The 12,000-nt window shown below is 55.8% G+C and carries 12 protein-coding genes and 1 other RNA gene; 6 read left to right on the top strand and 7 right to left on the bottom strand.

Annotated elements, in window-relative coordinates; translation table 11 throughout:
• Window positions 1-1,932 (bottom strand): extracellular solute-binding protein, encoded by a 1,932-nt coding sequence (locus Z948_RS0109545; protein ID WP_025059340.1) that lies wholly within the window; start codon window positions 1,930-1,932, stop codon window positions 1-3.
• 172 nt (window positions 1,933-2,104) lie between these two features.
• Window positions 2,105-2,608: a c-type cytochrome gene (locus Z948_RS0109540; protein ID WP_025059339.1), complete on the bottom strand. Its 504-nt coding sequence runs from the start codon at window positions 2,606-2,608 to the stop codon at window positions 2,105-2,107.
• Window positions 2,609-2,737: 129 nt separating this feature from the next.
• On the opposite strand from Z948_RS0109540, the gene Z948_RS0109535 reads away from it, so the two are divergent.
• Window positions 2,738-3,595 (top strand): prephenate dehydratase, encoded by an 858-nt coding sequence (locus Z948_RS0109535; RefSeq protein ID WP_025059338.1) that lies wholly within the window; start codon window positions 2,738-2,740, stop codon window positions 3,593-3,595.
• A 4-nt stretch (window positions 3,596-3,599) separates the two neighbouring features.
• Here the strand turns inward: Z948_RS0109535 and Z948_RS0109530 are convergent, their stop codons facing one another.
• On the bottom strand, window positions 3,600-4,064 hold the full coding sequence (locus Z948_RS0109530; RefSeq protein WP_025059337.1) for an SRPBCC family protein: 465 nt from the start codon (window positions 4,062-4,064) through the stop codon (window positions 3,600-3,602).
• A gap of 106 nt (window positions 4,065-4,170) precedes the next feature.
• Complete coding sequence (gene nudC, locus Z948_RS0109525) at window positions 4,171-5,139, bottom strand: NAD(+) diphosphatase (protein WP_025059336.1); 969 nt, start codon at window positions 5,137-5,139, stop codon at window positions 4,171-4,173.
• Window positions 5,140-5,316: 177 nt separating this feature from the next.
• On the opposite strand from nudC, the gene ffs reads away from it, so the two are divergent.
• Window positions 5,317-5,414: signal recognition particle sRNA small type (gene ffs / locus Z948_RS18740), an RNA gene on the top strand.
• Between the two features lie 34 nt (window positions 5,415-5,448).
• Here ffs and ypfJ read toward each other — a convergent pair.
• Window positions 5,449-6,288, bottom strand: a complete 840-nt coding sequence (gene ypfJ / locus Z948_RS0109515; RefSeq protein WP_025059334.1) for a KPN_02809 family neutral zinc metallopeptidase — start codon at window positions 6,286-6,288, stop codon at window positions 5,449-5,451.
• A gap of 265 nt (window positions 6,289-6,553) precedes the next feature.
• On the opposite strand from ypfJ, the gene Z948_RS0109510 reads away from it, so the two are divergent.
• The 3 genes from Z948_RS0109510 to recR all read left to right on the top strand — a co-directional run bounded on the left by Z948_RS0109510 (window position 6,554) and on the right by recR (window position 9,364).
• On the top strand, window positions 6,554-8,314 hold the full coding sequence (locus Z948_RS0109510) for a DNA polymerase III subunit gamma/tau (RefSeq protein ID WP_025059333.1): 1,761 nt from the start codon (window positions 6,554-6,556) through the stop codon (window positions 8,312-8,314).
• A gap of 64 nt (window positions 8,315-8,378) precedes the next feature.
• Window positions 8,379-8,723 carry a YbaB/EbfC family nucleoid-associated protein gene (locus Z948_RS0109505; RefSeq protein WP_025059332.1) on the top strand — a complete coding sequence of 115 codons (345 nt, stop codon included), beginning with the start codon at window positions 8,379-8,381 and terminating at the stop codon, window positions 8,721-8,723.
• A 47-nt stretch (window positions 8,724-8,770) separates the two neighbouring features.
• The gene (gene recR, locus Z948_RS0109500; protein ID WP_025059331.1) at window positions 8,771-9,364 is read left to right on the top strand and encodes a recombination mediator RecR; all 594 of its coding nucleotides are present in this window, start codon (window positions 8,771-8,773) and stop codon (window positions 9,362-9,364) included.
• Window positions 9,365-9,435: 71 nt separating this feature from the next.
• Here the strand turns inward: recR and Z948_RS0109495 are convergent, their stop codons facing one another.
• Window positions 9,436-10,197, bottom strand: coding sequence for a DUF1013 domain-containing protein (locus Z948_RS0109495; protein WP_025059330.1), 762 nt, complete (start codon window positions 10,195-10,197; stop codon window positions 9,436-9,438).
• Window positions 10,198-10,324: 127 nt separating this feature from the next.
• Here Z948_RS0109495 and Z948_RS0109490 point away from each other — a divergent pair, with 127 nt between their 5' ends.
• A complete protein-coding gene (locus Z948_RS0109490) occupies window positions 10,325-10,963 on the top strand; it encodes a ribonuclease T2 family protein (RefSeq protein WP_025059329.1) in 639 nt (212 codons plus the stop codon).
• 48 nt (window positions 10,964-11,011) lie between these two features.
• Here the strand turns inward: Z948_RS0109490 and Z948_RS0109485 are convergent, their stop codons facing one another.
• Window positions 11,012-11,998 carry an NAD(P)H-quinone oxidoreductase gene (locus Z948_RS0109485; protein ID WP_025059328.1) on the bottom strand — a complete coding sequence of 329 codons (987 nt, stop codon included), beginning with the start codon at window positions 11,996-11,998 and terminating at the stop codon, window positions 11,012-11,014.
• Window positions 11,999-12,000 lie beyond the last annotated feature (2 nt).

Raw genomic sequence — 12,000 nt, 5'->3', positions numbered from 1 at the left:
TTACCTCAGCACGCCTGCTGCGCGCAATTTTTCTGCTTTTTCTGCGTCGTACCACCAGAAATCCAGATAGCCCAGCGCATAGGCGGGTTGGTTTTCAGGGTGGCCGTATTGATCATAATAAGCGGTCCAATACACATCATTGTACCAGACTGGAATCATTATGAATTCATGGCGCAAAGCGCGATCCAGCGCCATCATCGCGGCCTCTTCTTCTTCGCGTGTTTCCGCCAATAAAGAGGCCTCAATAATGGCGTCTACCATTGGGCTGGCTAGGCCTGCTGGGTTAAACAAGGAATAGCTTGCCGCCTCGGACCCATATCGCTGGGACAACCCTGTGCCCGTGCCAAGGAACGGCGCGTAAGCATCATAGACCATATCATAGTCGCGGTCCCGCTCGCGCGAGGTGTACTGCGAAGCATCCACTTTCTCCAGAACGGCCTCGATGCCGAGGCTTTCTAGGTTAGACATAAAGTTCTCGACAACCGCCGCCAAGGTTGCCGACCCCGAAGAGTTCAACAAGAAGGTCAGGCGCAACGGCTCACCCGCCGCGTTCCGGCGTTTACCATCATCACCTACGGCCCAACCTGCAGCGTCCAGCAATTTGGACGCGGCGCGCGCATTACGGCGATCCAATAGGCGTGCCGCCCCAGAGGTATGAGGCAGGCGAACCTCTTCACTCAGCATCTCGGGGGCCACCACATCGCCTAGCTCTTGCAGAAAGGCCAGCTCGGCCCCTTCGGGAAGCCCTGTCGCCATCAAAGGCGTATCTTGGGTGAAAGAAACGCGCTGTTTGAACAAGCCGTATTGCAGCGATTCGTTGGTCCACTCAAAGTTAAAGGCAAGCGCGACCGCTTCGCGCACCTGTTTATCCTGTAGGATTTCACGGCCTAGGTTAAAGACGATCCCAGTAGGGGTCGGCGGGGAGCCGTCTGCGATTTTCTCGGTTACGACATAGCCGTCTTTGACCTTTGGAAACTCATAGGCTGTTGCCCATTGTTTTGAGTTGCTTTCATTTCGGAAAGTATACTCGCCTGATTTAAAGGCCTCAAAGGCCGAGTTTTCATCGCCGAAATATTCTACCCGAATGCGGTCAAAGTTATTCCGGCCCACGTTAAACGGCAGGTCTCTGCCCCAATAGTCGGGGTTGCGTTTATAGACGATACGGCGATTCACGTCGACATCCTCAACCATATAGGCGCCCGAACCCGGTGAAATCTCTAGCCGGCTTTCATCCAGCCGTGCACCGGTTTCTTCGTACCACTTCTTGGACCAAGCGGGCACAAACCCGACCTGATCGATCAAGGATCGGCGCGAAATGCCTTCGGTGAAATAGAATTTCACGGTGTGGTCATCGATCACTTCGACCTTGGGGATGCGTTTACGAACAGCATCCGCATAAGACTTCAGCCCCTGATCCAGCAACAGGTTGTGCGAAAAGGCGATATCATGGGCCGTCACCGGATCGCCGTTGGAAAACTTGGCCTCTGGGCGCATGCGGAAGATGACCCAATCTTTGCCCACGGGGTATTCCACCGTTTCACACAGCAAACAGTAATATTCGGCATAAACATCAGCAGGGGCGCTTTCATTCCCGACGCCTTCACCCAGCAGGCTTTCATACATCATCGTGCTTAGAACCCCTCCGCGTCCTTTACGGGAATAGGGGTTCATCGAATCAAAAGTGCCCAAGGTCGAAATAGATATCTCGCCGCCCTTCGGGGCATCGGGGTTCACGTAGTTAAAATGTTTAAAATCCGCTGGATAGCTTAGATCACCGTAAAAAGAGTACCCGTGGCTTTTCACCATCTCACCCTGATCTTGGGCCGAGGCCCCGCCCCCCAAGAAAGAAGCTGACACCGAAAGCGTTAGGACAGACAATAGCTGTGCAAGTGGCAATCGACGTTTTGCATCGCGGACAAGGGATTTAGGCATCGTGCAGGGGCTCCTTGGGACTGGTGAAGGGTATCTACGAAAACATAGGCTAAAGCCCATGCGCCAAGATACAAGTTGCAAGTATGTGATCTAACGGAAAACTGAGCCTAAACAGCAAAAAGGCCGCCCTTTGGCGACCCTTTCTTTTTCTTCAATGCCGAGGTGTCAGCAATTAGTTCGAGAAGCTCTGAAGATACGCGATGACGTTTGCACGATCTTCTGGCTTTTTCAGACCAGCAAAGCCCATGGTTGTGCCTGGAGCCCATTCGCTGGGCTTGGTCAGGAAGCCATTCAGGTTTTCAATGGTCCATGCTTCGCCTTTACCTGCAAGACCGGAAGAGTATCCGGAAAAGCCAGCAGCGGCGCCAATGTCACGGCCAACTACGTTAAACAGGAATGGGCCAGTTGCGTTCGCGCCGTCTTCCACTTTGTGACAGGCAGTACACTTGCGGAAAACTTTTGCGCCTTTGTCGGCCGAAGCGGATGCCATCAGTTCTTCGAAAGGAATTTCGGCTTCTGCCTCTGCAGGTTCGGCACCTTCAATTTCGATTACGTAAGATTGCTCGCCGTGGGCGTGCGGGTGGTAAACACCTTCGCCGCCCCATTTGGCTAGCAACAGCACCAACCACGCGCCAATCACACCGGCAGCAACTTTAGTAAGGGTCATTGTATCCATGGCTCAGTCCATCGCTTTGAATTTTTCTATCGTTTGGAGGGCTATCTATTGCTTTCCCTCTCAGCAAGCAAGGTGTACTTACCGCGACCAATCGACCAACTACAGATGTTTTTACATAGGAGTGACGTGATGACCGCAAACAAACAGCCTCGCATCGCGTTTCAAGGCGCCTTAGGCGCCTATAGTCATGAAGCTTGTTTACAAGCTCGACCAGAAGGGATTCCTGTTCCATGTGAGACATTTGAAGGTGTTTTTCAGGCCGTTCGCGAAGATCGGGCCGATTTGGCCATGCTCCCCGTTGAAAACACCACCTATGGGCGCGTTGCAGATATTCATCGCCTTTTGCCCGACAGCGGCCTGCATATCATCGAAGAAGCCTTTGTGCGCGTTCGGATCGCCCTCATGGCCCGTCCAGGCACAAATTTAGAGCAGGTAAAGCATATTCGGGCGCATCCTGTCCTGCTCCCGCAGGCGAATAGCTATCTGAATGCGCATGGGATTACCGCAGAAGCTGCGACAGATAGCGCGGGTGCCGCCGAAGAGCTGGCCAATGGGGGACCATCCCATGATGGCGTGCTGGCCAGTGCCGTTGCCGCCGATATTCACGGGCTGACCGTGCTGGATGACGGTATCGAAGACCTAGAACACAACACCACCCGTTTTTTGCTCATGGCGCCTGATGCTGTCACAATGCGACGCGGTGAAAAGATGATGACGACATTTGTGTTCGAAGTCCGAAACATCCCCGCCGCCCTTTACAAGGCGATGGGCGGATTTGCGACCAATGGCGTCAACATGACCAAACTGGAAAGCTATATGGTCGGAGGGTCATTCACAGCAACCCAATTTTACGCCGACATCGAAGGCCACCCCGATGATCCTGCCGTCATGCGCGCGTTGGATGAGCTGGGATATTTCACCAATATGTTAGATATTCTAGGTGTTTACCCAGCGCATCCAGGACGGTGGAACAACACCGAGGCCTAAAAGCTCAGGCGCGGCTGTGCCGTTGTTCTAAGGTCTTGGCGAACTCAGCCACCCGCAACTTGTATTTCTTGGTTAGGGATGTTTTGGCCAGTTTCAGGGACTGCACCAAAAGACGTGCGGAGAGGTTTTGTGGTTTGATATCGAACACAACCATGATTCGTGTTCGGTTTTTTGAGAGGGCGACCAATTCGATGTTCAACAACGTCATCAACCCTTGGGAATGGCATTCAAAGACCATCTCTTCGGGCTTTTCAAACGTCACCATTTCGATTTCGACCTGCCGCCGTTTGCCGCGCAGGTTAAACGCGGCATTCCATCCCATCCCGACACCGGGAACGGGTTTTGTATCTGTTCGCTGAACTTCGGATCCACGGCGCATCGCCGCCCGTTCGAACATCTCAAAGTCACACAACATTTCAAAAACGGAATCAATTGGTGCTTCGACATCTTCTTTGGTCGAGAATTTCATGTACGCCTCATTATTGGTCTTTTCGCCTGTTGGCCGTATTCTAGCCCCGCGCAAGTCTCCGTCAACAGCCCGCTGAAGAGATTGTTAACGAAAAGTTAACGCGACCCTAATCGAGCGTATCTTGCAGCCAGCGTTCTATCAAAAAGTGCGCAATCGCACCTTTACGGGCGGGCATAATTTCGGGGTGCTGACCGTTTGAAATGGCCATCATCTCTTCGCGTGTGATCCAACGGGCATCTTCGATTTCAACAGGATCGATTGTGATATCCTTGCTGGTCGCATGCCCCCAGCACCCAAACATCAAAGATGCGGGAAACGGCCATGGCTGGCTGGCTAAATAGCCAACCTCACCCACCTGAACGCCAGCTTCTTCAAACACTTCGCGACGCACGGCCGCCTCTAAGGTCTCGCCTGGTTCGACGAAACCAGCCAGCAAGGAATACATCCCCTGCGGCCATCCCGGAGAGCGGCCAACAAGGACCGAGTTTCCATGCGTAATCAGCATAATCACAACCGGATCAGTTCTGGGAAAGTGGGATGCGCCACAAGACGGACAACTGCGTTGCCAGCCCCCATGGCTGAGCTGCGACTTAGCGCCACAGCATGCACAGAACCTGTGGCTTTTATGCCATTCGAACACAGCTTTTCCCGAAGCGGCAAGTTCAGCATCTCTTGGAGAAAGCCACGTCATGATGCGCCGCAGCTCGGCAAACACCATCCATTCTGGCAATGCGGGGTGGCGCTGCTCGGAGGGGTCAAGGAAGCCACCAAGGGTGGATTCATCAAGGTCACTTGGCGCCCATGCGGATATATCCACGGCAAAGGTCGGGCCACCTTCTTCGCGCCCCAAGAGGATCGGCGCTTCGGCTGCGTCTTGCAGGATCGCATGATCCATGCCCAAACGAATCAAGCCCGCTGGTCGCTCGGGCGAGATCAGGGGTTTGCCGCGCCAAAACACAATTGCACGGGCATCTGGATGTGCCGCGGCCTCTGCCAACGCCTGTGGGTTCGAGCGAATCTCGCCAGCGCGATCCAATCCGGAACCGCCGAAAGTTACCTGTTCCGCATTTTTCATCGCTTACCTCTTTTAACACTTTAGCCCATTGGCAGAACCAACATGACTACATCAAGAAGCAAGCAACACAAGGCGCAGCGGAAGAACCTTGGCCAGATAAAGCACCCAATCCCAAGATGACGTAACAGCAAAAGCTGCGGCCTTGCAGTGCGGCGCCAGATTGCCTATATCCCCTCGTGAGAGGTTGGTGCGGGCAGGCGCCTCGCCAACCTGGTCAGAGCCGGAAGGCAGCAGCCACAACGAGTCCCGCTTGGGTCGTTATCAATCTCTCACCTATTCCCCAAAATTTGCGATGGCAGCAAACGCCCCTTAAAGGCGCGCTGCCGCAAACGTATCGCATTGCCCGACGCTGCCGCTGTCATAGCCGCGGGCGAACCAGCTGGCGCGCTGTTCTGATGTGCCGTGGGTAAAGGTATGCGGTTGCGGCACCCGACCGGCCTGACGTTGCAGGTGATCATCGCCAATCTTGCGCGCCGCATTCAGCGCTTCTTCCAGATCGCCCCGCTCCATCAATCCCTGAACATTGAGAGCCCAAATCCCTGACAAGCAATCCGCCATCAGTTCAAGCCGAACAGTAAGGGCGTTCGCCTCTGTTTTAGAAGCCTTCATCCTTGCGGCATTCACTTTGGGTAGGATGCCCAGCTGGTTTTGGACATGGTGCGCAACCTCATGGGCAATCACATAGGCCGCGGCAAAATCGCCACCTGCGCCCATTTGGCGATCCAGTGCTGTAAAGAATTGCGTGTCCAGATACGCCTTATTGTCAGCGGGACAGTAAAACGGACCCGTTGCGCCGCTGGCGTCGCCGCAGGGGCTTTGCGTTACGCCGTTAAAGATGACCAAACGCGGCGGCACATATTCGCGGTTCAGCTGTTCGCGGAACACTTTGCCCCAGACAGCCTCGGTTGTTGTTAGTACCTGCGCACTGAATTCTGTCGCAGCATCATCAGCAGCTGCTGACGTGGTTGTTCCCTGTTGGACGTTCCCCCCCTGCAACAAGGAGGACACATCAATGCCCGTGAAATAGCCAATAGCCAGAACGGCCAAAACACCTGCAACGCCCAAGCTGCTTTTGCCACCCGCACGCCGCGAGCCGCTTCCGCCTCTCACTTCGACATTGCTACTTCGCCTGATCCCTCTGAGCCGCATAACATCCCCCTAGCTACATGTTTGGCCTGACCTTAGCACAAGACCTTGGCCGATGTTCAACGCCGAGCGCAACGTGAACCTTGCGCAAACTATAGCGCCCCTTCAGCAGCAGGAAGTGGGAATTACAGCTTTTGGTTGGCTTTATCGCCCAAGGTCTTCCAACATTATTGCGCTCTCAGCCCATCTGCATCACCTCAGGCCGTTGCCCCCAAGCCCCCCAAGCCCTACCTTAGATGAATACCCGAATCCCACTGTCAGGATGTTCATGTCAGACGCTACCGCCTACCGCGTGCTTGCCCGCAAATACCGCCCTGAAACTTTTGCCGATCTGGTCGGACAAGAGGCGATGGTGCGTACCCTAAAGAATGCGTTTGAGGCGGATCGTATCGCGCAGGCCTTTATCATGACGGGTATTCGCGGAACGGGTAAAACCACCACCGCGCGGATCATCGCCAAGGGGATGAATTGCATCGGTGCCGATGGCACCTCTGGCCCGACAACCGAACCTTGCGGTGTTTGCGAACATTGCACGGCGATCATGGAAGGCCGCCATGTTGACGTGATCGAGATGGATGCGGCATCCAACACCGGCGTAGCCAACATCCGCGAAATCATCGACAGCGTTCACTATCGCGCGGCCTCGGCCCGCTACAAAGTATACATCATCGATGAAGTTCACATGCTGTCCACTGGCGCGTTCAACGCGCTTTTGAAGACCTTGGAAGAGCCGCCAGAGCACGTGAAATTCATCTTTGCGACCACTGAAATCCGCAAGGTTCCTGTGACGGTCCTATCCCGCTGCCAGCGATTTGATTTGCGCCGGATCGAACCCGAGGTGATGATTGCCCTGCTGCGCAAAATCGCCACTGGCGAAAGCGCGGAGATCGCGGATGACGCGCTTGCGCTTATCACACGTGCTGCCGAAGGCTCCGCACGCGATGCAACATCTCTGTTGGATCAGGCGATCAGCCATGGCGCGGGTGAAACAACCGCGCTTCAGGTTCGTGCGATGCTGGGCCTCGCCGACCGCGCAAGGGTGCTAGACCTGCTCGACATGATTTTGCGTGGCGACGCCGCCGCGGCGCTTACCGAAATCGGTGCGCAATACGCCGAGGGCGCCGACCCGATGGCCGTTCTGCGCGATCTGGCCGAGATCACTCATTGGATCAGCGTGGTGAAAATCACCCCTGACGCGGCCGAAGACCCCACTATCTCTCCCGAAGAGCGGGACCGCGGCCGTATGATGGCCGATGCCCTGCCGATCCGCATCCTGACACGGCTTTGGCAGATGTTGCTAAAAGCGCTAGAAGAAGTCGGCAGCGCGCCCAACGCCATGATGGCAGCCGAGATGGCGATCATCCGATTGACCCATGTTGCCGATCTGCCCTCACCGGATGAATTGGTTCGCAGCCTTCAAAACACCCCCGTTCCCGCCCCATCCCCCGCAACAGGCGCGCCTTCTATGCCAGTCTCTGGCGGTGGAGGAGGTGGTGGTGGCCAAGCGATGCAGCCCGCACAACCGCAAATGACATCCGCCCCAAATGGCGCAGGCCAGACCACCGCATTGGCGCGTGATCCTGCCACCGCTTTGGCCCATTACCCCAGCTTTGAGCATGTCCTTGAACTGATCCGGCACAACCGCGATGTGAAGCTGCTGGTTGAGGTCGAAACCTCACTGCAATTAGCCGCCTATCAGCCAGGGCGGATTGAATTTGTGCCGACCGAAACTGCGCCCCGTGATCTGGCGCAACGGCTGGGAGCAAAGCTGCAATTGTGGACCGGTAACCGCTGGGCGGTCACGGTTGTGAACTCTGGCGGCGCGCCGACGATCGCGTCCATCCGCGACGCAAAGGAAAACGCGCAACGCGATGCGGCAAAATCCCACCCGCTGATGCAAGCGGTTGTCGCGCAGTTTCCACAGGCAAAAATCACGGCCATCCGAACAGCCGAAGACATCGCCGCCGCCGCCGTAGAAGAGGCCCTGCCCGAAGTCGAAGATGAATGGGACCCCTTCGAGGATAGCTAACGCGACCTTGTTCCCAGCACGCAAAGCAAACATATACCTACCAGATAGAATACAGGAGAACACAATGTTCAAAGGATTAGGCGGTCTCGGCGATATGGCCGGCATGATGAAAAAAGCCCAAGAGATGCAGGGCAAAATGGCCGAGATGCAGGAAGAGATGCATAACATCATGGTTGAAGGTGAAGCAGGCGCAGGTCTGGTTAAGGCAACTTGTACCGCTAAGGGTGAGTTGAAGGCGCTGGATATCGACCCGTCGATCTTTAACGGTGATGACAAGGAAGTTGTCGAGGATCTGATCCTTGCCGCGATCAAAGATGCACAAGGCAAAGCCAGCGATCGCGCCCAATCCGAGATGGCGAAACTAACCGAAGGCATGGGCCTGCCTGCCGGTATGAAACTGCCATTCTGATCTAGAGACACCGTGCGCGTCAGCCCCCAAAACCACAGGTCTGAAACATGAACTCGACCCGTGATATTGATGCTTTGATCGATCTGATGGCCAAGCTGCCCGGGCTTGGTCCTCGCTCGGCGCGGCGCGCGGTTTTGCACCTGATCCGCAAACGGGCGCTGCTGCTATCGCCTTTGGCGGATCAGATGCAGCAGGTCGCGGCAACGGCGCGCGAATGTCTGAACTGCGGCAATGTGGGCACCGCCGATATCTGCGACATCTGCGAAAGCGAAAAGCGCGCCAATGGCGAGCTATGCGTTGTCGAAGATGTTGCCGACCTATGGGCGATGGAGCGGTCGGGCGTGTTCAAAGGGCGCTATCACGTTTTGGGCGGCACCCTTTCCGCGCTGGACGCTATTGGCCCTCAAGAATTGCGCATCCCCCGCCTTTTGGACCGCGTTCAAAGCGAAGGGGTGAGCGAAGTGATCCTAGCGCTAAACGCCACCATTGATGGACAGACAACAGCCCATTACATCGCTGACCAGCTAGAGGGGCAGGTGCAGCTGACCTCCCTCGCCCAAGGTGTGCCTATTGGCGGAGAGCTGGATTACCTTGATGACGGGACAATCACAGCCGCGATGCGCGCGCGCAAACAGCTGTAATACGGTTATGCCTAAAACGAAAAAGGGCGCCTATCGCTAGACGCCCTTCTTTGAAAATTTGATGCTGCGACTTACTTTGTGTCGTCTTCGTCCACATCACCATCAGGCAAGTTAAAGAAGCTGTCCGCATCCGCGAAATCACCATCGGTTTTCGCTGCGTCTTCGTCCTCTTCCACATCCGTAGACAGGGAAAATGTCTCGAGACCTTCGATCGCAGACGGGATTTTAGGCTCTGCATCCATACCAAGGCTCTGCTCGGTGCTCACCAGCTTGCGGCGTTCATCGTCAGACATAACACCACCTTCGGCGGCTTTCTTGGCAGCGGCTTTTTGAACCATCGCATCCAGCTCGGACTGTTTACACAGGCCCAGCGCAACAGGGTCGATTGGCTGAATGTTTGAGATGTTCCAGTGCGTGCGTTCACGGATCGCCTGAATGGTCGGCTTGGTCGTGCCGACCAGCTTGCTGACCTGTGCGTCAGACAGTTCGGGGTGGAATTTAACCAACCACAAAATCGACGCTGGACGGTCCTGACGTTTGGACAGGGGCGTATAGCGTGGGCCGCGGCGTTTTTCTTCGCCCTGAGCAGCGGCGAGGAACTTGAGCGACAGCTTGTGCAACGGGCTTGCCTGCGCTTTGTCGATCTCTTCCTGCGTCAGCTGGTTGTTTGTGATCGGGTCAAAACCCTTCACGCCAGTCGCAACATCGCCATCGGCAATGCCCTGCACTTCCAGCTCGTGCATCCCGACGAAATCCGCGATCTGCTTAAAGCTGATTGTTGTGTTATCCACCAGCCAAACAGCGGTGGCTTTCGCCATAATAGGTTTGCCCATGTCTATCTCCTTTAAACGGACCTTCCCCGTCGCCTGAAAGAGGCTGTCCCGGAGGCCGGAACCGTTTCCAATTTGGGGGAACTTGTGGCTTATATAGATAAAGACCACCCATAAGGAAAGACCCCAGATGCGCCGCTTTTTTCTGATCTGCTTGCTGTCATTGGCAGCCCTCCCTGCTTTTGCCAAAGGCGAACGCGCCGGAGAGTTCGATTATTACGTTGTCGCGCTGAGCTGGTCGGCGAATTGGTGCGCACTAGAGGGCGACACGCGCAACTCGCCACAGTGTGATGATTCTGAAGACCACGGATGGATTCTGCACGGGCTTTGGCCACAGTTTCATCAGGGCTACCCATCGTATTGCCAAACCGCCAAACGCCCACCATCCCGCGGGATGACAGCAGATATGGCCGATATCATGGGAACAGGTGGCCTTGCTTGGCACCAGTGGAACAAACACGGCAGCTGCACAGATCTGAGCGCGTCGGATTATTACGATCTGTCGCGGCGCGCCTATGGCGCAATCACCCGCCCTGCGATTTTTCGCAAGCTGGATCGCACGGTGAAGCTGCCCGCCTCGGTCGTCGAAGATGCCTTTATCAAAGACAATCCAAACCTCACCCGCGACAGCATCACAATCACCTGCCGCCAAGGGTACATCCAAGAGGCCCGTATCTGCATGTCTCGGGATCTGGAGCCTGTTCCATGCGGGCGTGACGTGATCAAAGATTGCACTTTAAAGGATGCGGTATTTACGCCGCTGCGATAGCGGGGTGGCTTACAGGGCGACGGTACTGCTGCCCTGTAAAGTTATTGCTTAACCGCTAACTTTTAGAACGATCTTGCCGATGTGGCCGCTGCCTTCCATCCGCGTATGCGCGGCGGCGGCGTCCTCAAACGCAAACTCGCTATCCATCACGGGTGCGACGCTGCCTGCGTCTAACAAAGGCCAGACTGCCTCGCGCAACTCGGTTGCGATCCGCGCCTTGGCCAAATCAGACTGAGGGCGCAATGTGGAGCCCGTCATTGTCAGCCTGCGCGCCATAAGCGGGGCGAAATTAATCTCGGCCTTTGGCCCGCCCAAGAACGCGATTTGCACCAACCGCCCATCCAAGTCCAGCGATTTGAGGTTACGGGCGATATAATCACCGCCAACCATGTCCAAAATCAGATCGGCGCCGCCTTCGGCTTTCATCACCTCGACGAAATCCTCTTCGCGATAGTTGATGGCACGTTCCGCACCCAGCTTGACGCAAGCCGCGCATTTATCCGCGCTGCCAGCCGTCACAAAAACGCGCGCACCAAAGGCATTCGCCAGCTGGATTGCTGTTGTCCCAATGCCAGATGAACCCCCATGGATCAAAATCTTTTCACCTGCTTTCAGGCCACCGCGCATGAAGACATTAGACCATACGGTAAAGAATGTTTCGGGAAGGCACGCCGCTTCCTTCAGGCTCAGACCTGTTGGGACAGGCAGGCAATGGGCAGCTGGAGTGGCGACATATTCAGCATAGCCACCACCAGGCAAAAGGGCGCAGACCTTGTCGCCCAAGGCCAGCCCTGAAACACCATCACCAATGGCAACCACTTCGCCGGAGGCCTCTAGCCCGGGCAAATCGCTGGCGGTTGGCGGCGGCGCATAGGCCCCTGCCCGCTGCAACGCATCAGGACGGTTCACCCCAGCCCAAGCAACCTTGATCACCACATCACCGTGACCCGCCTCTGGCATCGGGCGCTCGGTTACTTTCAGCACATCAGGACCACCCGCTTGGGTGATTTCAACGGCACGCATCATCTGAGACATCG

Source organism: Sulfitobacter donghicola DSW-25 = KCTC 12864 = JCM 14565 (assembly GCF_000622405.1).
Taxonomy (GTDB): domain Bacteria; phylum Pseudomonadota; class Alphaproteobacteria; order Rhodobacterales; family Rhodobacteraceae; genus Sulfitobacter; species Sulfitobacter donghicola.
Note: the sequence above shows the minus strand (reverse complement) of the source record. Positions and strands in the feature narration are given on the sequence as shown.

What these genes read in the sequence shown, in the direction of transcription:
- Z948_RS0109490 (WP_025059329.1), top strand. Translation starts at nt 10,325, where the DNA reads ATGCGCCGCTTTTTTCTGATCTGCTTGCTGTCATTGGCAGCCCTCCCT.
- Z948_RS0109530 (WP_025059337.1), bottom strand. Translation starts at nt 4,064, where the DNA reads ATGAAATTCTCGACCAAAGAAGATGTCGAAGCACCAATTGATTCCGTT.
- ypfJ (WP_025059334.1), bottom strand. Translation starts at nt 6,288, where the DNA reads ATGCGGCTCAGAGGGATCAGGCGAAGTAGCAATGTCGAAGTGAGAGGC.
- nudC (WP_025059336.1), bottom strand. Translation starts at nt 5,139, where the DNA reads ATGAAAAATGCGGAACAGGTAACTTTCGGCGGTTCCGGATTGGATCGC.
- Z948_RS0109535 (WP_025059338.1), top strand. Translation starts at nt 2,738, where the DNA reads ATGACCGCAAACAAACAGCCTCGCATCGCGTTTCAAGGCGCCTTAGGC.
- Z948_RS0109540 (WP_025059339.1), bottom strand. Translation starts at nt 2,608, where the DNA reads ATGGATACAATGACCCTTACTAAAGTTGCTGCCGGTGTGATTGGCGCG.
- Z948_RS0109485 (WP_025059328.1), bottom strand. Translation starts at nt 11,998, where the DNA reads ATGTCTCAGATGATGCGTGCCGTTGAAATCACCCAAGCGGGTGGTCCT.
- Z948_RS0109545 (WP_025059340.1), bottom strand. Translation starts at nt 1,932, where the DNA reads ATGCCTAAATCCCTTGTCCGCGATGCAAAACGTCGATTGCCACTTGCA.
- recR (WP_025059331.1), top strand. Translation starts at nt 8,771, where the DNA reads ATGAACTCGACCCGTGATATTGATGCTTTGATCGATCTGATGGCCAAG.
- Z948_RS0109495 (WP_025059330.1), bottom strand. Translation starts at nt 10,197, where the DNA reads ATGGGCAAACCTATTATGGCGAAAGCCACCGCTGTTTGGCTGGTGGAT.
- Z948_RS0109510 (WP_025059333.1), top strand. Translation starts at nt 6,554, where the DNA reads ATGTCAGACGCTACCGCCTACCGCGTGCTTGCCCGCAAATACCGCCCT.
- Z948_RS0109505 (WP_025059332.1), top strand. Translation starts at nt 8,379, where the DNA reads ATGTTCAAAGGATTAGGCGGTCTCGGCGATATGGCCGGCATGATGAAA.